The sequence below is a fragment of the Pseudomonas sp. S37 genome, from assembly GCF_016658545.1.
Lineage (GTDB): Bacteria > Pseudomonadota > Gammaproteobacteria > Pseudomonadales > Pseudomonadaceae > Aquipseudomonas.
Genome location: NZ_JACVZC010000014.1, coordinates 36016 through 55240 on the forward strand (window position 1 = coordinate 36016; position 19225 = coordinate 55240).

General features: G+C 62.2%; 14 protein-coding genes. 4 read left to right on the top strand and 10 right to left on the bottom strand.

Features of this window, described 5'->3' with window-relative positions; genetic code table 11:
• Positions 1–27 precede the first annotated feature (27 nt).
• Together cmoB and cmoA are read right to left on the bottom strand one after the other, a co-directional pair.
• Positions 28–984 (bottom strand): tRNA 5-methoxyuridine(34)/uridine 5-oxyacetic acid(34) synthase CmoB, encoded by a 957-nt coding sequence (cmoB, locus tag IAE39_RS07750; protein WP_201200958.1) that lies wholly within the window; start codon positions 982–984, stop codon positions 28–30.
• Positions 981–1724: a carboxy-S-adenosyl-L-methionine synthase CmoA gene (gene cmoA, locus IAE39_RS07755; protein ID WP_201200960.1), complete on the bottom strand. Its 744-nt coding sequence runs from the start codon at positions 1722–1724 to the stop codon at positions 981–983. The genes cmoB and cmoA overlap by 4 nt, the downstream gene beginning before the upstream one ends.
• Before the next feature lie 215 nt (positions 1725–1939).
• Between cmoA and IAE39_RS07760 the strand changes: the two genes are divergently transcribed.
• Entirely contained in the window at positions 1940–3130 is a 1191-nt protein-coding gene (locus tag IAE39_RS07760) for an alpha-xenorhabdolysin family binary toxin subunit A (protein ID WP_201200971.1), read from the top strand.
• A gap of 1 nt (position 3131) precedes the next feature.
• Positions 3132–4067 (top strand): alpha-xenorhabdolysin family binary toxin subunit B, encoded by a 936-nt coding sequence (locus tag IAE39_RS07765; RefSeq protein ID WP_201200975.1) that lies wholly within the window; start codon positions 3132–3134, stop codon positions 4065–4067.
• A gap of 6 nt (positions 4068–4073) precedes the next feature.
• On the opposite strand, the gene IAE39_RS07770 is transcribed toward IAE39_RS07765, so the two are convergent.
• The 5 genes from IAE39_RS07770 to IAE39_RS07790 all read right to left on the bottom strand — a co-directional run bounded on the left by IAE39_RS07770 (position 4074) and on the right by IAE39_RS07790 (position 13416).
• The gene (locus tag IAE39_RS07770) at positions 4074–4466 is read right to left on the bottom strand and encodes a protease inhibitor I42 family protein (protein WP_201200979.1); all 393 of its coding nucleotides are present in this window, start codon (positions 4464–4466) and stop codon (positions 4074–4076) included.
• A gap of 170 nt (positions 4467–4636) precedes the next feature.
• Entirely contained in the window at positions 4637–7054 is a 2418-nt protein-coding gene (lon, locus tag IAE39_RS07775; RefSeq protein WP_201200980.1) for an endopeptidase La, read from the bottom strand.
• A gap of 231 nt (positions 7055–7285) precedes the next feature.
• Complete coding sequence (locus IAE39_RS07780) at positions 7286–9697, bottom strand: glucose/quinate/shikimate family membrane-bound PQQ-dependent dehydrogenase (RefSeq protein ID WP_201200981.1); 2412 nt, start codon at positions 9695–9697, stop codon at positions 7286–7288.
• Positions 9698–9728: 31 nt separating this feature from the next.
• Positions 9729–11063: a carbohydrate porin gene (locus tag IAE39_RS07785; protein ID WP_201200982.1), complete on the bottom strand. Its 1335-nt coding sequence runs from the start codon at positions 11061–11063 to the stop codon at positions 9729–9731.
• 301 nt (positions 11064–11364) lie between these two features.
• A complete protein-coding gene (locus IAE39_RS07790; RefSeq protein ID WP_201200983.1) occupies positions 11365–13416 on the bottom strand; it encodes a TonB-dependent receptor in 2052 nt (683 codons plus the stop codon).
• Positions 13417–13580: 164 nt separating this feature from the next.
• On the opposite strand from IAE39_RS07790, the gene IAE39_RS07795 reads away from it, so the two are divergent.
• Positions 13581–13802: a VF530 family DNA-binding protein gene (locus IAE39_RS07795; protein ID WP_003252112.1), complete on the top strand. Its 222-nt coding sequence runs from the start codon at positions 13581–13583 to the stop codon at positions 13800–13802.
• Between the two features lies 1 nt (position 13803).
• A complete protein-coding gene (locus IAE39_RS07800) occupies positions 13804–14439 on the top strand; it encodes a Pr6Pr family membrane protein (protein WP_201200985.1) in 636 nt (211 codons plus the stop codon).
• A 189-nt stretch (positions 14440–14628) separates the two neighbouring features.
• Here IAE39_RS07800 and IAE39_RS07805 read toward each other — a convergent pair whose 3' ends face one another.
• The 3 genes from IAE39_RS07805 to IAE39_RS07815 form a co-directional block, all read right to left on the bottom strand.
• Positions 14629–15390, bottom strand: a complete 762-nt coding sequence (locus IAE39_RS07805) for a siderophore-interacting protein (RefSeq protein ID WP_201200987.1) — start codon at positions 15388–15390, stop codon at positions 14629–14631.
• A complete protein-coding gene (locus tag IAE39_RS07810) occupies positions 15383–15928 on the bottom strand; it encodes a PadR family transcriptional regulator (RefSeq protein WP_201200989.1) in 546 nt (181 codons plus the stop codon). The genes IAE39_RS07805 and IAE39_RS07810 overlap by 8 nt, the downstream gene beginning before the upstream one ends.
• Positions 15929–16016: 88 nt before the next feature.
• Positions 16017–19166 (bottom strand): transglycosylase domain-containing protein, encoded by a 3150-nt coding sequence (locus IAE39_RS07815; protein ID WP_201200991.1) that lies wholly within the window; start codon positions 19164–19166, stop codon positions 16017–16019.
• Between the last annotated feature and the right edge of the window lie 59 nt (positions 19167–19225).

The window sequence follows — 19225 nt, forward strand, 5'->3', positions numbered from 1 at the left end:
TTTCAGGCGCCCGAACGGGCGCCTTTTTTATTTGCGTGCCACCAGTGTGGCGCGGCGTGGGGCGGGCAGGCCTTCGATGGTCTTGCTGTGGTCATTCGGGTCGAGGAAGTCGCCCAGCGACTGATAGCGCATCCACTCGGTACTGCGCTGCTCTTCGACGCTGGTCACGCTCACATCGACGCAACGCACATCGCTGAAGCCGGCACGGCGCAACCAGCGCTCCAGCGCCGGTACCGATGGCAGGAACCAGACGTTGCGCATTTGCGCATAGCGGTCCTCAGGGACCAGCACCTGGTTTTCGTCGCCTTCGACCACCAGCGTTTCCAGTACCAGTTCGCCACCCTTTACCAGGCAGTCCTTGAGCGCCAACAAGTGCTCGATGGGCGAGCGGCGATGGTAGAACACGCCCATGGAAAACACTGTGTCGAAGCCTTCCAGGTTAGCCGGCAGCTCTTCCAGCGCGAACGGCAGGTGCCAGGCGGGGAGCTCGGGCAGGTACTGCTGTACGGCCTGGAACTGGCAGAAGAACAGCCAGTTGGGGTCGACGCCCACCACCATGTCGGCGCCGGCACCGAGCATGCGCCACTGGTAATAACCGTTGCCACAGCCCACATCGAGCACGCGCTTGCCCTTGAGGTCCAGGTGCGGGCTGACCCGTGACCATTTCCAGTCCGAACGCCATTCGGTGTCCACGTGCACGCCGAACAGCTCGAACGGCCCTTTGCGCCAAGGCGACAGGCCCATCAGCGCCTGGCGCATCTGCGTGCGGGTGGTGTCGTCGCAGTCGCAGTCCAGGCGCAGCCCGTTTACCAGGTCGATTTCGCTGGGTTGCAGAGTGGGCAGCGCATCGAGTGCGCCACGCCAGCGGTCGAGATCGCCGTGGCCCTTTTCCAGCTTGGCGTCCAGTTGCGCTTGCAGGCCTTGCGACCAGGAAGCCAAGGGCGTGCCCGCCAAGCGGCGGACGAGGGGGGACAGATCGATCATGGCAGGGCTATCAACGAGGCGAAGTTAAGGCATTGGAACCAGGGCACCACGTTCGAGAAACCGGCGGCACGCAGGCGCTCCCGATGAGCCTCGAGGGTATCGGGGCGCATCACGTTTTCAATGGCGCTGCGTTTCTGGGCGATTTCCAGTTCGCTGTAGCCATTGGCCCGCTTGAAGTCCAGGTGCAGGTCATTGAGCAAGTCCTGCGCGTGCTCATCGGCAAAGCGCAGTTTCTCCGAGAGAATCAGCGCGCCGCCCGGCAGCAGCGCCTGGCGGATACGGCCGAGCAGTTCCAGGCGCTGGTCGGGGGCGATGAACTGCAGGGTAAAGTTCATCGCCACCACCGAGGCGGGCTCGAAGGGCAGGGCGAGGATATCGGCTTCCAGCACTTGCACCGGCAGCAGCTCCTGGAACATCGAGTCCTGGGCGGTGAGGTACTGGCGGCAGCGCTCGACCATGGCCGCCGAGTTGTCTACCGCGATCACCCGGCAGCCCTCGCTGCGCACATGCCGGCGCAGCGACTGGGTGACTGCACCCAACGATGCGCCCAGGTCGTACAGCGCAGTGTTTGGCTGGGCGAAGCGCGCAGCCAGCACGCCAAGGTTTTCGACAATGGTCGGGTAGCCCGGCACCGAGCGCTTGATCATGTCCGGGAATACACGCACCACGTCCTCGTTGAAGACGAAGTCGGGTACCTGCTCCAGGGGCTGGGCGAAGAGGCGGTCGGGTTGTTTGCTCACGGCGGGCTCGATACAGGGTGAAACGGAGGCGCATTTTAGCCAAAGGCCACGCGTCTTGCCATGGTAATGCTTCAGGTGGGCTGAGCGGTCAGCCTCGGAATAAGGCGAACTTTCCCACATCGATACATTATCAAAGCGACAGTATGGCGCCCGGCGAAGCAAGAAACTACAAGTGCATGATTGTGCATGCAGTGGTCAAAATCTTGAGGTGAGAGATGACTGTCGCAACTGACTCGGAAAAATATACCGTAGAAGAAATGGACCCGGTGAGCAAAGTGAAACTGCTGCCGGAGCGCTATTTCGAGTTTCTTGAAAGTCGATTGACCAGTGGTCAGCAAGCAGGCAGCTTGTTGACTGCGGAAAACCTGAAAGCAATAAAACGGTATGCCAATGTGGTGAACCTTTTGCCACGTACATTGGCGCAGGTCGAAAAGGAAGTTGATTACGCAGCCTTGAACCTGGACGCTTCGCTTGTGTATGAGCTTTACCGCGCGCTGCACAGACACGTCGATGAATGGGACACCCTGGAGCGTAGCGTCAAGCAGTTGGGCCCGGAGATTGAACTGTTCGCCGAAAGCCTGGTGCAACGGGGCAGCGCCCTGTTGAGCCATCTGGAAAACTGCGATGTGTTTCTGGCGATCCAGCGGAGCAAGGCCGAACAGGGCGACGACGTTTACCTTACGCCCTTGAGTGAAGACGAGCAGGCGCAGCTGAAGAGTGTGCTGACACCTGGAATTACCGAATTGGTCAGGGAAATCGAAAATACCCGACGCCGCATTGATGATGTCGATGCGCGCGCCAATTGGTTCAATAGTGAAATAAGGCGCGAGATCAAGCCGCGCTTGGGGCGCTTGCTCAAGCATTTCGACGAGAAGGCCTCCAGCAAAGCCATTCTGGAAAAACGCCAGCAACTCGATGAGTGGGATGAAAAGATCGATCAGCTGGCGACTGAGTACGCTGCCAACGTCGGTTATGCATTTACTGGCCTTTGGTTCGGACCGATAGGCGTGGCGGTGACCGGCGGCATCTTCGGCTCCAAAGCCGAAAGCATTCGTGCAGAAAAGAATACGCTGATCGAACAACGTGACCAACTGGCGCAAACGGTGGCCAAGCTGATGCCAGCCCTCAGGGACTTCGAGCGGGTTTCGACATTGGTCAGGGATTTGCAATTCAGGTGCAAAGACCTGACATCTGCAAGTCGCCGTCTGGCCGACGTCTGGTTATTTCTCGCGTCGTACGCCGGCAACTCGGTGAACGAAGCTAAAGAGTTGAAAGATATAAACCAACTGGAGGCGTTCGTTCATGACTTTTCGGAAGTCATAAAACCGTGGGCGAGAATTGGAAGTATCTGCCATACGCTGTCGGAACTGTTTGATGAGCTCGTTGAAGAGTATGAGGATGCCTGACATGGACGTGGTAAATATCAACGCCGCTGTGCCCGACTTTTCACGCATGCAGGATGTGCAGGATCAGATATTCAGCCTTGCCGATGCCTGGGGCATGAAAGTGCTCCCGGGGGCGCGTGAGCAACTCGGTGAGTTACGGGCACTGTTACTGACGGTCGAGCGCTCGTTCAAGGAAAGCCTGATCGGCGCTATCGTGTTGCTGGAGGATCGACAGTTTGTTTCAAGCCAGTCAGGTACGGATGGCCACCAACGACTTGCAACAGTTCTGAATCGTCTTGGCGAGCTTCATTCGGTATTGGCCAGGCAAAATCAGCGCTTGGAACTCTTCCCGTTGTCTTCCTTGATCGAGGTATTGCCACAACTGGACAGCCGCATCGACATGCACCGGCAACAAGTTACACAGTTCGAAGCGCGTGTGGCGCAACTGCGCCAAAAACAATCAGACATTGTCGCGGCGATTGACGTATTGGAAAAACCCTCCGTTGCCAGTGCCTTGAAGGGGCTGATACCGAGCGATGACGAAATTGACCAGATCATGGGTTTGATCACGGACCCGAAAATCGATGCGAGTGTGCTCAAGGCAGCGACGCAAAAGCTACGCAAAAATGCTGATGTGCTGGAAGGGGTCAAGACGTTCAATGATTTGAGTAACGCCCGCATCAAGCTGGACACAAGAATCGACGAGGCGCTGCGTGATCAGCGCAATGTTCAGCAAACCTTGAAAGACAGTTTGGATGAACGCGATGCCGTCAAGGCGCTGGCCGAAGTCGAGCCACTCAAGAATGAGTGGCTGAATGAACTTCGCAAGCTGGAGTTGCAGTGGCAGGCTCAGGCTGCACCGCTAAACCCTAAGATGGCTTTGCCGGATGCCGTGGCCGCGCTGCAAGACCTCTGCGAATACTTGCAGGTGGTGCAGATGGCATACGACCGCTGCTGATTGCCCTCAACGGACGATGACTTTGCACTCAAAGGTCTGTACCGGGGCAACGTCTTTAGCCCAGGGTTGCTGGTAAACCAGCACCAACTGCGATGTACCGACGTTAGTGGCCTGGTAGCGCCAAGTGGAAACACCGGCGCTACCAACCATTTCCTCTTCTTCGGGGGCGCTGTATACCTCGGGGCCGAGGCTGTTCAGCACGGTTGCGGCAGGGTTTTCGACATGCCAGCGGTAGCCGGTGGACGGGTTGCTGGGCAAGCTCAGGGTCAGTGGCTGGCCTATTTGCAAGCGAATGGGGCATTCGCTTTCGGCGTCCAGTGCGACGGGCTGCGTGGGTTGTTGCGCGCAGGCAGAAAGCAGGGCAAAGCTCAGGGGAACGAGCAGACGAGGGGCGGTCATGTTGGCTCCGGAGGCTGGCGATGGCCTGAGGATAACCGATGATCAAGCAGATTTGTGTTGCCTGTGCGGGCCTCTTCGCGGGTAAACCCGCTCCCACAGGTACTCCACTGGTTTCAAATCCAATGGAGTACCTGTGGGAGCGGGTTTACCCGCGAAGAGGCCCGCACAGGTTAGAAGAGCACTTTCGCCACGTCGGCAAAGCGCTTGGCAAAATGCACTGTCAGCCCGTCACGCAGGTAGTCCGGCAGTTCTTCGAAGTCACCCCGGTTAGGCTCCGGCAGGATCAGTTCGAAGATCTTCTGCCGGCGTGCCGCAATCACCTTTTCACGCACCCCGCCAATCGGCAGCACCTGGCCGGTGAGGGTCAGCTCGCCAGTCATGGCCACGCCTTTTTTCGGTGCCTGGTCGCGGGCCAGTGACAGCAAGGCGCTGGCCATGGTGATACCGGCACTCGGGCCGTCCTTGGGCGTGGCACCTTCGGGGACGTGCAGGTGGATGAAAGCCTCGTTGAAGAAGCCCGGGTCACCGCCAAACTGCTTGAGGTTGGAGCTGACGTAGCTGTAGGCGATTTCCGCCGACTCTTTCATCACATCCCCCAACTTGCCGGTCAGCTTGAAGCCACGGTTGAGGGTGTGTATGCGAGTCGCCTCGATCGGCAGCGTGGCGCCGCCCATGCTGGTCCAGGCCAGGCCGGTGATCACACCTTTGCCAGCCAGTACCTGCTCGCTGCGGAACACGGGCATGCCGAGTGCAGCTTCAAGGTCCTTGGGGCCGATCTTCAGCTTGGCATCGGGATTCTCCAGCAGCTTGACCACCGACTTGCGCACCAGTTTGCCCAATTGCTTTTCCAGTTGCCGCACACCGGCCTCGCGGGCGTAACCCTCGATGACCAGGCGCAGGGCGCTGTCGCTGATGCTGAGGCTGGTCTTGGCCACGCCGGCTTTTTCCAGCTGTTTGGGCCACAGGTGGCGCTTGGCGATGGCCAGTTTTTCTTCGGTGATGTAGCCGGACAGGCGAATCACTTCCATACGGTCGAGCAACGGCCCGGGGATCGAGTCCAGGGTGTTGGCAGTACACACGAACAGTACTTTGGACAAGTCCAGGCGCAGGTCGAGGTAATGGTCGAGGAAGTCGATGTTCTGTTCCGGGTCGAGGGTTTCCAGCAACGCTGACGCCGGGTCGCCTTGATAGCTCTGGCCCATCTTGTCGATTTCGTCGAGCATGATCACCGGGTTCATCACTTCGACGTCTTTCAAGGCCTGGACCAGCTTGCCGGGCTGCGCGCCAATGTATGTGCGGCGGTGGCCTTTGATTTCAGCTTCGTCGCGCATGCCGCCGACGCTGAAACGGTAGAACGGCCGGCCGAGCGACTCGGCGATCGACTTGCCGATACTGGTCTTCCCCACCCCGGGCGGGCCTACCAGCAGCACGATCGAGCCGCTGATTTCGCCCTTCCAGGCGCCTACGGCGAGGAATTCGAGGATGCGTTCCTTGATGTCGTCGAGGCCTGCGTGGTACTGGTCGAGCACCTTGCGCGCATGCTTGAGGTCGAGCTTGTCCTTGCCGTACACGCCCCACGGCAGGGCGGTGGCCCATTCGAGGTAGTTGCGGGTGACGGCGTATTCCGGCGAGCCGGTTTCGAGGATGGCCAGCTTGCCCATCTCTTCATCGATGCGCTTTTGCGCCTGGGGCGGCAGGGTCTTGCCTTCGAGGCGCTGTTCGAATTGTTCAAGGTCGGCACTGCGATCGTCCTTGGTCAGGCCCAGCTCCTGCTGGATGACCTTGAGCTGCTCCTTGAGGAAGAACTCGCGCTGGTGTTCGCCGATCTGCCGGTTGACCTCGGCCGAGATCTCGTTCTGCAGGCGCGCGACCTCTACCTCTTTGCGCAGCATAGGCAGGACCTTTTCCATGCGCTTGAGCATGGGCACGCAGTCCAGCACCTCCTGCAACTGGTTGCCGGTGGCCGAGGTCAGTGCGGCGGCGAAGTCGGTGAGCGGCGACGGGTCGTTGGGGCTGAAGCGGTTGAGGTAGTTCTTCAGCTCTTCGCTGTACAGCGGGTTGAGCGGCAGCAGCTCCTTGATCGCGTTGATCAGGGCCATGCCGTAAGCCTTCACCTCGTCGGTTGGTTCCGCCGGCTGGCGCGGGTACTCGACTTCGACCAGATAGGGCGGGCGGTGGTGCTTGAGCCAGGTGCGGATGCGGACCCGGGTAAGGCCCTGGGCGACGAACTGCAGCTTGCCGTTTTCACGGCTGGCATGGTGCACCTTGACCAGCGTGCCGTACTGCGGCAGCGCTGCGGTGTCGAAGTGGCGATGGTCTTCTGGCGGGGTGTCCATGAAGAACAGTGCCAGGCAGTGATCCGGTGACTTGGCCACCAGGTCGAGGGTTTCGGCCCAAGGCTCTTCGTTGACGATGACCGGCAGTACCTGCGCCGGGAAGAACGGGCGATTGTGGATCGGGATCACGTAGACCTTGTCCGGCAGCTGCTGGCCGGGCAGGGCGAGGGCATGGCCGGGTTCGGCCTGGGTGGTGTGTTCGACTTCGCTGTGTTCGTCGGGGTGTTCCGGGAAATCCTGCTGGTCGCTCATGGGGCACCTGCGTGAATGACTATGGTGCTTAGATGGGGCGGGGAGGGATGGGTTTCAATGGTAGACGAAGGCAGCAGAGAGGAGGCGGCCTGTTCCGGCCTCTTCGCGGGTAAACCCGCTCCTACAGTTACCGCGCTGGCCTTGAGGACGGCGCGGTAACTGTAGGAGCGGTTTTATCGAGGCGTCGAACCGCCGCGAATGCGACAGCACAGTCACTGCCGCACTTGAGGGTTAATCAGCCAGTTTGTAAGCGATGATGTAATCGCCCATTTTCGTACCCAGCGAGCCATGCCCGCCGGCCGTTACCAGCACATACTGCTTGCCATCCTTGCCGGTGTAGCTCATCGGCGTGGCCTGGCCACCCGCTGGCAGGCGGGCTTTCCACAGTTCCTTGCCGTTGTTCACGTCATAGGCGCGCAGGTACTGGTCGAGGGTGCCGCTGAGGAAGCCGACGCCACCTGCGGTTACGATCGAGCCACCCATGCTTGGCACGCCAACCGGCAATCCGATCGGCACCGGGGTGCTGTCGCGGGTGGTACCGTTCTTGTGCTTCCACACCACCTTGTTGGTGAACAGGTCGATGGCGGCGACATAGCCCCAGGCCGGGGCCTGGCACGGTACGCCCAGCGGCGACATGAACGGGTGCATGGTGACTGCATACGGTGCGCCGGTGTTCGGCTGCACACCGCTGGTCTCGCTTTCGCGCTTGCTGCCTTCGGCAACCTGCTCACGCGGGACCATCTTGGACACGAAGGCCATGTAGTTGGGCGAGGTGAACAGCAGTTGGCGCACCGGGTCGACCGACACGCTGCCCCAGTTGAACACGCCGACGTTGCCCGGGTACACCAGCGAGCCCTGCTCGGACGGCGGGGTGTACTGGCCCTCGTAGCGCAGCTCGCGGAACTGGATGCGGCACAGCATCTGGTCGAACGGCGTGGCGCCCCACATGGCCTGTTCGGTCAGTTCCGGACCAAGCAGGTTGAGGTCGGAGCGGGCCTGGGTCGGCGAGGTGTGGTCGCCTTTCACCGCACCTTGCGGAGTGGGGATTTCGCGGATAGGCACGATCGGCGTGCCGTCGCGGCGGTCAAGCACATACAGGCTGCCTTGCTTGGTCGGCACGATGATCGCCGGCTTCACGCCATCGTCGGTCTTCAGGTGCACCAGGGTCGGCTGGCTGCCGACGTCCATGTCCCACAGGTCGTGGTGGGTGAACTGGTAGTTCCAGCGGGCCTTGCCGGTGGCCAGGTCCAGGGCGACCACGCCGGCGCTGTACTTCTCGGCACCCGGGGTGCGGTCGGCGCCCCACTGGTCCGGGGTCTGGTTGCCCAGTGGCAGGTAGATCATGCCAAGGTCTTCGTCGACGCTGGCGATCGACCACATGTTGGCCGAGTTGCGGCTGTACAGCTTGCCGGCTGCCAGCGGTTTGGTGTCGTCCGGGTTGTTGCTGTCCCAGTTCCACACCAGATGGCCGTCGTGCACATCGTAAGCGCGAATCACGCCCGACGGTTCGTTGGTCGACTCGTTGTCGGTGACGTGGCCACCGATGATCACCAGGTCACGGGTGACCGCGGCAGGCGAGGTGGAGTAGTAGCCGCCAGCGGTGAACGGGCCAATGCCGGTGGTGAGGTCGATCACGCCCTGGTTGGCGAAACCTTCGCACACCTTGCCGTTGTCGGCGTTGATGGCGATCAGGCGGGCGTCTGCGGTCGGCAGGTAGAGGCGGCGCGGGCAGGCCTGGGCTACGGCCTGGCCGGCGTCGGTAATTTTCGGCGCCGGGCTGCCATCGCGGCTGACATAGCGGTTTTCGTCATAGTACGAAACGCCGCGGCAGGTCATGTGGGCAAAGCCCTTGAAGGTGCCGGTCGGGCTCTTGACCTGCGGGTCGTAGCGCCAGATTTCCGCGCCGGTGTCCGGGTCCAGGGCCAGCAGGCGGCTGTGCGCGGTGCAGGCGTAGAGCATGCCGTTGACCTTCAGCGGGGTGTTCTGGTTGGTCAGCTCCACCGGGTCGTTTTCGGTCGGCAGGTCACCGGTGCGGATGCGCCAGGCTTCTTCCAGGCGGTAGGCGTTCTGCGGGGTGATCTGGCGCAGTGGCGAGTAGCGGTCGCCATGCTCGGTGCGGCCGTAGGCCTGCCATTCGCCATCCGGCATGGCCGGGGCGGCGCTGGCCATTTCGCTGCTGTCGCGGCCCAGTTCGCCGAACACTTCACCGGGGTGGGTGAACTGGCTGCCCAGGGCGCAGGCGCCGGAAGCGACCACGGCCACACTGAGCACGGCCGTGTTGACCTTGCTGGCCGGGCCGGTCAGCGGGCGGCGTGCCCATGGCAGCAGCAGTACCACGCCGATGGCGAACCACAGGGCCAGGCGCGGCACCAGTTGCCACCAGTCCAGGCCGACTTCGAGCAGCGCCCAGACGGTGCTGCCCAGCAGCACCAGGCCGTACAGGCCCAGGGCGATGCGGCGTTGGGCCAGCAGCAGGGCGCCGGACAGGGCAAAGCCGATACCGGCGATCAGGTAGTACAGCGATCCGCCCACCTGGCTCAATTTGATACCGCCGGCCAGCAGGGCCAGCCCCATCAGTAACAGCAGTACGCCGATCAGGCGCGGTAGCCAGCGGCTTCCATGGTTGGCACCTTCAGTGCTCATCGTAGGTTCTCCGTCAGGTCAAAAAAAGGGGTTAGAAACTGCTCTGGATCTTCAGGCCGCCGATCAGGGCGCCATCGACCTGCGACACCCCGCCCGGGTGGCGGATGTACTGCAGGTTGGGGCGTACCGTGAGCCAGTCGGCCAGATGGATGCCGTAGTACAGCTCGGCGCTGTACTCGGTGTCCTGCACGGGCAGGAAACCGGGGTTGTCGTAGTCGTCCAGGCCTGCGGCCTGGTTGGCCAGGCGGGCGTTCTTGCGGTAGGCAGGGTTGACGTGAACACGGGCCAGGGCGAAACCGATGTCGTCCTTGGCGCGGGCGTCGAAGGGCCCTTTGTATACCAGCCCTGCCTGTACATAGTTGTCGATGGCATTGGTCTTCTTGTCGTGCACCGTGGCGTTGGCGAACAGGCTCAGGCCGCGCGACTGGTCGGACGCCAGCGATGTCACTTGCTGCTGGGCGCCGAGCCACAAGCCATGCTTGCTCGAGCTGCTGCGGTAGGCGGCGCCGCTGAGGGCTGCCGGCTGACCGTTGCTGTCCTTGAGAACATCTTGTGCCTTGGCATTACTGTAGTAGTAGCCGGCGCGATATTCCCCTTTCAGGCCTTGGATACGTGGGCTCCATACCAGTTCGACCGGCATCACTGCGCCCTGGGTGCCGCTGCCGCTGAGCTTGAAGCCGTTGCCCGACTCGAGATTGGAGGGGTTCTGTTCGAACACGCCAACCTGGGCGTACAGCTCGGGGTTGAGGTTGTAGCGCACGCGCAGGGCCCACTGGCTGACCGGCCAGTTGTACCAGATGCCACCCACCCAGTTACCGACCTGCGAGCCGCAGAAGGCCAGGTTCTGGAAGTCGCAAGGGAAGCTGTTGAAGTCCTCGCCTTCACCGAAACGGCCGAATTTAACGTCCAGCGCGCCATCGAAGTACTTTTGCTTGATCCATAGCTGCGTCAGCCGCCAGGTTTCGCCACGGCCCCAGACTTCCTGGGCCGAGGTGAAGCCGCCCACGCGCGGGTCGTTGATGCGGTCGTTGCTGATGTTGTCGCCATGGCGCTCGGTAACCGTCAACTGCATTTCGGTGTCATGCCAGCCGAGGATCTTTTCCAGGTCCAGGTGGCTGCCGAAGGTGAACTGGTCGCTGTAGCGCGCGGTGCGGTCGTGGTCGTAGCCGCCGTGCAGGTTGCTGCCCATCTCGCCGGTGTAGCCGAGGGTAAAGTCGTAGCCTTGTTCCAGCAGCTGGCTGCGGGTGCCGCCCCAGTCGCCGAGCATCCAGGGTGAGTCGCTGGCGAACATTTCGCTGGCGCCGGCGGGGCTGGCCAAGGCACTGAGGGCAAGGCCGATGTAACAGGTTTTGGGCAGTTGGAGCATGAGGTAGCGCTATCTTCTGATTATTGAAAAAACGGCAAGCGCATCGAAGGGACAGCCCTTCAATGGATATGGCGACAAGATGGTGTGAGTGAAGCGTTTCAGCTTGCGGCGGGGAGGATATAGGGGAAGTTGTAAGAAAAAAAGACAAATTGTCGCAGTTGATTGTTGCTGATCGGGTAACAGTAGGTATGTCGAGAGGGCAATTGAGGGATCTGTGGGAGCGGGTTCACCCGCGAATGCGATGGTGGGGTTACCGCCGCATTCGCGGGTGAACCCGCTCCCACAGTGAATCGCGTCAGGGCTAGAAGGTGGTACGCAAGCCCACTTCCACACTACGCCCCGGCGCCGGCGCAATATCACGCAGGATCGAGCTGGCATAGCGCACGGTCTGGTCGGTCAGGTTTTCCCCGCGTACAAATGCCAGCCACTGGCTCTGGCCAACTTCGAAGCGGTAGCCAACGCTGGCGCCCAGCGTGGTGTAGCCATCGGTGCTGGTTTCATTGGCCGGCTTGCGGTGCTGCGATGCCGCGTGCTGCACGTCTACCCGGGCCTGCCAGCGGTCCAGTTCCCAGACCAGGCCGCTGTTCAACCGCAGTGGGGCGATGCGGGGGAGTGGTTCGCCGCTGTCGAGGTTCTTGGCCCGGGTGTAATCACCGGACAATTCCAGTGCAAAGCTGCCATAACGGTTCTCGGCCAGCTGCCAGCGGTCCTGGGCCTCGATGCCGTAGAAGCGCGCCCGCACGCCCTGGTACTGGTATTCCGGGAAGCCGTCGTCGTGATCGTGATCATGGTCGTGGTCATCTTCGTCATGGCCGTGGTCATGCCCGCCTTCGCGCAGGTTGCCGGTACCGATCAGGCCGATGTAGTTGCGGAAGTGGCTGTAGAACACGCCGACGCTGCCTTTGTGCGTGCCATTGTCGAAACGCAGGGCCAGGTCGGCGGAAATGGCTTTTTCCTTGTTCAGGCTGGCATCGCCGACTTCAAAGGCACCGGTGGCCACGTGCGCGCCATTGGCATACAGCTCGTAGAAGGTCGGGGCACGCTCGGTGTAGCCGAGGTTGGCCGCCAGCGACCAGATCGGGTCGAGCTGGTAAACCGCGCCTGAAGACAGGCTGAAGGCGTTGAAGCTGCTGGTGCTGTCGGCGTCGACGAAGTTCTCGTTGCCCTTGGCGTCCGGGTCTACACGGGTGTGCTCCATGCGTGCACCCAGGCTCAGGTTCAGGCGCTCGGTGGCTTGCCACTGCTCAAGCATGAACAGCGCCAGGCTGTCGGTATTGGTGTGCGGAACGAAGGCTTCCTCGCCCAGGGCGGAGAATTCGTTGCGGCTGACCTGTGCACCAATCACCCCTTCTACAGGCCCAAGCGGCTGATGGCGGGCTTCGATACGTGCTTCGTAGCCCTTGTTCTTGAAGGTGGTGTGCACCTCGCCTTCTTCGATTTCGCTGTGTTCGTAGTCGGTGTAGCCGGCATCGACCTTGACCGAACTGAACGGGCCGTCGAGGTCGCGCAGTTCGGAGGCGAAGGCGTAGTGGTCCTGCTTCATGTCCAGGCGCACGCCGGATTCGGCCACCGAGCCATAGTTGCTGTCGTAGCGGCTGTACGACAGGCCGGCGTAGCCGTGGTCCCAGTGGTAGGCACCACCGATGGCGCCGCCGTCCTGGCGGCCATCGCTGTTTTCCAGGCGGTGCTTGCTGCCGGGGTCGTCGGCATCACGCACCTTGGCGCTGCGTGCGTAGCCAGGGATGCGCAGGTCGTTGAACTGGCGGCTGTTCGCGTCCAGGTGCAGGGCGAAGGCGCCGTTGCCGGCCTCGAGTTTACCGGCGCTGCTGCGGGTGGTGTCGGCGCCGCCGTAACGCAGTTCGCCGGCACCGTGGATGCCCTCGATCGGCGAATCCGGGATGCGGTTGTCGAAGGTGTTGACCACGCCGCCGATGGCGTTGCCGCCATACAGCAGGGCGGCCGGGCCGCGGACGATTTCGACGCGGTCGACGGTCACCGGGTCCAGCGGTACGGCGTGGTCATAGGACAGCGACGAGGCATCCAGCGCGCCCACGCCGTTGCGCAGGATGCGGATGCGGTCGCCGTCCAGGCCACGAATGACCGGGCGGCTGGCGCCAGGGCCGAACCAGGTCGAGGCGACACCGGGTTGCTTGTTCAGGGTTTCACCCAGGCTGCCGTGCTGCTGTTGCAGCAGGTTGTCGCCTTCGAGCACGGTACTGGGCGCTGCCAGCTGGCGGTTGCCCAATGGGTTGGCGGTGATGACCTGGGGTTCGAGTTCCACGGCCTGGCTGGGTGAGGCGGCCAGCCAGAGCGCGACGGCAAGGGGGGAGAGGCGAAGCGGTGAGTACAGCATGGGAATGGGGCGTTCCTTGGCAGATGCTTTTATAGTGTTACAACATAACATAACTATTTCAGCACAGAGGTTTTGCCTATGGCCAGCAATTTTTCTGTCGCCTTGCCTGATCCCACCCGCCACTACACTCGTGTAAGGTGCGCATCTTTCCTACGGAGCACAGCATGAGCACGGCCCAACACAACGCGCTGCACGGCAAGACCCTCGAACAGATCCTCACCGAGTTGGTGGCGCACTACCAATGGCAGGGCCTGGCCGAGCGCATCGACGTGCGCTGCTTCAAGAGCAACCCGACCATCAAGTCGAGCCTGACCTTCCTGCGTAAAACGCCCTGGGCGCGGGAAAAGGTCGAGCAGTTGTATGTGAAGCTGCAGCGTCAGGCCTGACATGCCGCGCCGCCCCTGGCTGACCGGCATGGCAGTGCTGGGTTGGTTCGGCCTGGCCGTGCAGGTTTACCTGGTGCTGCTGGCGCGTTGGCAGGAACAGGCCAGCCTGATTGGCGGCCTGATCAATGTGTTCGGCTATTTCACCGTGCTGACCAATACCCTGGTGGCGACGGTGCTCAGTTATGCGGCGTTCGGTCGTGAAGGCCGTGCCAGGCGTTTTTTCCTGTCGCCGACGGTGAGTTCTGCGGTGGCCGCCAGCATCTTGTTGGTGGCGCTGGCCTACAGCGTGTTGTTACGCCACCTGTGGCAGCCGCAGGGCTGGCAGTGGCTGGCGGACGAGTTGCTGCACGACGTGATGCCGGTGCTGTATACCCTGTACTGGTGGTGTGAGGTACCCAAGGGCCGCCTGCGGCTATGGCACTTGGCGGCGTGGGCGCTGTACCCGGCGGTTTACTTTGGCTATGCGCTGTGGCGGGGGAGCGAGATTGGCGTGTATGCCTACCCGTTCATCGATGTGGCGAGCCTGGGGTATGGGCGGGTGATGCTCAATGCCCTGGGGGTGCTGGCGGGGTTCTGGGGGATCGGGCTGGTGTTGCTGGTGGTGGATCGGTGGCGGGGGATGCACAGGGTTGCTTAGCCTGTGCCGGCCTCTTCGCGGGTAAACCCGCTCCTACGACGATCGGGTAACATGCACAGGGTTGCTTGACCTGTATGGGCCTCTTCGCGGGTGAACCCGCTCCCACAGGAATACCACAGTCTTCAATGCTTGTGATTTACTTGTGGGAGCGGGTTCACCCGCGAAGAGGCCCGAGCAGGCTGAAAACAGTTATTCGTCGTCCGCAGTGCCGTCGGCCCGCCAGTAAGCCGCGGCTTTCAAAGCATCCTCAGGCACGCCTTTCTCCAGCAACAGCGTCTTGGCCTGGCGGGTGAGGGCTTTTTCCAGCGCCACCCAGCCATACAAACGACCTTGCGGCAAGGTCAGGTTCTGCACCAGTGCCAGCAAGTCTTCCTGCTGTCGACGCACCCAAATCACTTCCACCTGAGCCTTGCTCGGCAGCGGCTGACGTTCCTGTTCGTCCTCGATCTGGATCACCGCCAGCACCTTGCGGCCTGCGGGCAACTCCTCCAGCCGCCGACCAATCGCCGGGATGGCAGTCTCGTCACCAATCAGCAAGTAGCTGTCGAAAATATCCGGCACCACCAGCGAAGCCCGTGGCCCGGCGATGTTCAGGGTTTGCCCGGGTGCGGCCTGCGCAGCCCAGGTAGAGGCAGGGCCATCGCCGTGCAGTACGAAGTCGATGTCCAGCTCATTGGCTACCAGGTCGATGCGCCGTGGCGTGTATTCGCGCATGGTTGGCCGTGCGCCACCCTCCTTGCCCAGGTTGCGTGCCTCGATGGCCTGTTGCTGCTCTGGCGTTTCGCCGAACAGCAGCTTGATATGGTCGTCGCTGCCCACGCTGGTGAAGCCCTGAAGCTCGGCACCACCCAGGGTGATGCGGCGCATGCGCGGGGTCAGGTCGGTCACCCGCAGCACTTGCAGGCGGCGTTGGCGGATCTCGTGGTTGACGCGGTGAATGCTGTCACTCATGGGGAGTCTCCCTGACAGGTTCGGCCGGCCCGGAGGCAATGGCCTTGGCGGTATGGTTGAGCAGGTCGCGGACCCGCTCGATTTCTTCTGCTGTCCAGCGGCCGCTGTGCATGTGCAGTGCGTGGCGCAGGTTGCCGACGGCTTCATGAATTTCTGGCGGGCGGTCGTGGCCGCGCAGGGCGCGCTTGCTGACTTCGATGCGCATGCGTACGCCGTCCAGTGCTACAGCCTGCTCGGCCAAGGCATTGCGGCCGGCATCGGTGATGGCATAGAGGCGTTTGCTGCCCTGCACCTGCCCACTGATCAGCTCGGCTTCTTCAAGGAAGTTCAAGGTGGGGTAGATCACCCCAGGGCTGGGGCTGTAGCTGCCGTCGAACAGGTTTTCAATCTGACGGATCAGGTCGTAGCCATGGCCGGGCTGCTCGGCGAGCAGGTCCAGCATCAGCAGTTTGAGGTCACCGGGGGCGAACACGCGGGGGCCACGCTCGCCACGGCCGGGGCGCCGCTCGAAGGGGTCATGGGGGGTATGTTCACGCATGGGCATGGGGCTCCGTCTTTGCGATATATCGTAAGATATTACTCAAGATATATCTAAAGACAAGCCCTTAATTGCAGATGATTATCATCTAGTTCATCGATGCATTGCCTTCCTGTGCGGGTGCATGCACGGCAACCTCGGGCGGTTTGCACTCATTCGGATTGCCCGGCTGCAGGTACGGCATCAGGATCGGCGCCATGCCCTTGAGCACCTGCACCGGCAGCGCCGAGGTAAATTTGAATGCTTCCGCCGAGCGCCCGGGGACGAAGGCGGTCAGGGTGCCGAAGTGGTTCTCGCCGAGGAAGAACACGAAGGTGGCGGTCCGGTTAAGCGAACGCGAGCCGATCAACCGACCACCGGCACCAAAGCTTTCGATACGGTTGTCACCGGTACCGGTCTTGCCGCCCATCACCAGTGGTGTGCCGTCCTGCAGCTTGAAGCTGCCGGAAATGCGCCGCGCTGTACCCGCATCCACCACCTGCGACATGGCGCCTTTGAGTGCGCGCGCCACTTCGACCGGCAAAATCCGCACACCCCGGTCCGGGTCGGTGACCAGCTTGGTCTCGTAGGGTGTATTGGCCGCAAAGTGCAGGGTATCGATGCGCAGTGTGGGCAGGCGGACGCCGTCGTTCTGGATGATCCCGACCAGTTCGGAAAGGGCGGCAGGGCGGTCACCCGAGCTGCCGATGGCGGTAGCCAGCGACGGCACCAGGTGGTCGAACGGATAGCCCACGCGCTTCCAGCGCTGGTGGATGTCGAGGAACGCCTCGATCTCGACCATGGTGCGGATGCGGCTGTCACGGGCGCCCTGATGGCGGCTCTTGAACAGCCAGCCGTACACCTCCTGGCGCTCGAAACGGCTGGCGTTGACCATTTCGGTCAAGGTCGAGCCCGGGTTCTTCAACAGGTAACCGAGCAACCACAGGTCCAGCGGGTGAACCTTGGCGATGTAGCCCTGGTCGGGCAGGTCATACTTGCCCGGGCCATAGGCTTCGTACATTTCCGACAGGCGACCGTCGGTCAGCTTGCCCAAGGCGATCTTGTCACCCTTGAGGTGGGCACGGACGAAGGCGTTGAAGGTTTCCTGGCCGGCCTCAGGGAACAGGTAGCGGTGCACGGCCGCCAGCCGCTGCGGGGTCACGCGCATGCTGTCGAGGAAGGTATCCAGGCGCTGCTGCGAGGTCTTGCGCTGGTACTTCTTCCAGAAGCGCATCAGGTAGTTGGTGCCTTCCTTGTCGGCGAAGCGCGCCAGGTATTCCTGGCGGCGCGGGTCGGAGTCGTCCTTGAGCAGCGGCACGCGGTTGTACGGTTGCTGATAGGTCACATAGCGCACCAGATCGCGCATCAGGCGGATGAACGGCAAGTTGATCGATTCGCGCAGTGCATCCTTGAGCGTCGGGTTGCGGTTGTTGTCTTCCTTGCGGAAGTTGTTGAACACGTGCATGCCGCCGCCGGTGAAGAACGCCTCGCCGGTGTTGGCCGAGTACTTGCGCTCCAGCGCGGCGTCGAGCATGGCGTCCAGGCTCTGGTTCTTGCTGTTCTGCGCCAGCCATTCCAGCGACCACTGGGTGATGCGGTCGAGTTCGGCGACGTCCACCTTCTTCAGCTCGGCGGCCGGCTTGCCCGCGTATTTGTCGTGCAGCTCGGCGATGATTTCCAGGTAGGTGGTCAGTACCCGCAGCTTGGCCGTGGAGCCAAGCTCCAGCTTGCTGCCTTCGTTGATGTCGAAGGGCTGGTTGGTGCTGTCGGTCTGTACCCGTACCCGCGAGCCGTCAGCGGTGCGCTCGAACAAGGTGAAGCTGTAGCTCACCTGGTCGGTGGTCTTGGTGGTGAGCAGGCGTTCGCCAATCAGGCCGATCTGCGCCGCAAAGGCTGGGTCGGCCAGGTTTTTCAGGTATTGGCTGACCTGCAATTGCAAGTCGGCCTGCAACGTACTGGTGGCCGAAACGTCGAGGCGGTCGAGGTCGTACAGCGGGCGGTTGAGCATGGCCGCCAGGCGGTTGCGCGCCAGGCTGATGCCCTTGTTGGTAACGATCGGCACGATAGTCGGCTGTGCTACCCAGTCGCGGTACACCGCCTTGCTGGCCAGCGCGGCATCGGCCAGAGATTGCTCGATGACCTGGTTGGCGGCGAGTACGCGGATGTGCGAATCGGTAAGTTCGGCCAGCTCGACCCGGCCTTTGGACAAATAATGCGAAGGCCGGCGCTGGGCAATCATCAGTGACAGCACCTGGCGCAGGGCCAGGCCCCGGGCGGCCATGCTTTGCGGGTCGCTGGCGGTTGAGTTCAGCGCCTGGTTGACCTGGTCGAAGTCGGCGCCATACCACACCCGCAGGCCCTCGGCCATGCCATGCACTTCGCCATGCCCGGGCACGGCCGACAGCGGTACGCTGTTGAGGTAGTCACGCACGATGCGTTGACGCGCCTCGGTGGTGTCGGGGCCGCCCTGGTAAGCGCGCACGCTGGCTGAGACCATCTGGCGGATCTTTTCGGCGCCCGACACGGTCAGGCCATCCGGTGAGTGGCGATACTTTTCCAGTTGCGTGGCCAACGTGCTGCCGCCAGCCGACTGGCCGGGCAGGGCCAGGTACTTGGCCACCTGGCTGTAGGCGGCCTTGGCGAAGCGCGGCCAGTCCACGGCCGGGTTGTTGCGCGGGTCCTGGGTATCGAGCAGGTCGCGGTTCTCGATGAACAGCAGGCTGTTGACCATCACCGGCGGAATCGCCGCAAAGTCCGGGTACAGGTGCTGCGGGTAGTTGTACTGGTACAGCATGTCGCCGCGGCAGTCGGTGATCGACAGGCCGGCCTGGATCTTCTCGATATAGGGGGCGAAGAGCCCATGATCGACGTAGTTCATCAATGCCGGCGAGAATTTGACCTGCTCGCTGATCAGATAGTCGCGCTTGAGCAGGCGCGGCAGGAACTCACCCAGGGCGCTGTAGCCCAGGCGTTTGTCGAACGGCCCGTCACCGGGGTAGACGATGGCATCGCTGGGGCCGGGCTGCAGCGAGTAGGTCAGCGTGCCGGCCAGTTTGCTGAATTCGCGCGATTGCAGTTCCGAGGTGCGGAATTCGTCATACGCGGCAACGCCGATGGCAATCAGTGCCACCAGCAGGATGAGGATGATCAGCCGCCACCATAGCCGACGCTGACGGGGGGACTTGGGTTGTGGCGTCTCGGCCGGAGGTATCTCGGGTGCTTCCGTTCTTCTTGGTTCCGATTGCCACAGTGCGCCCATAGTCTTCTATCCGGCCAGGTGTTTTCGTCTTGCTTGTCTGAAGCTTAGACGTTGAGCGG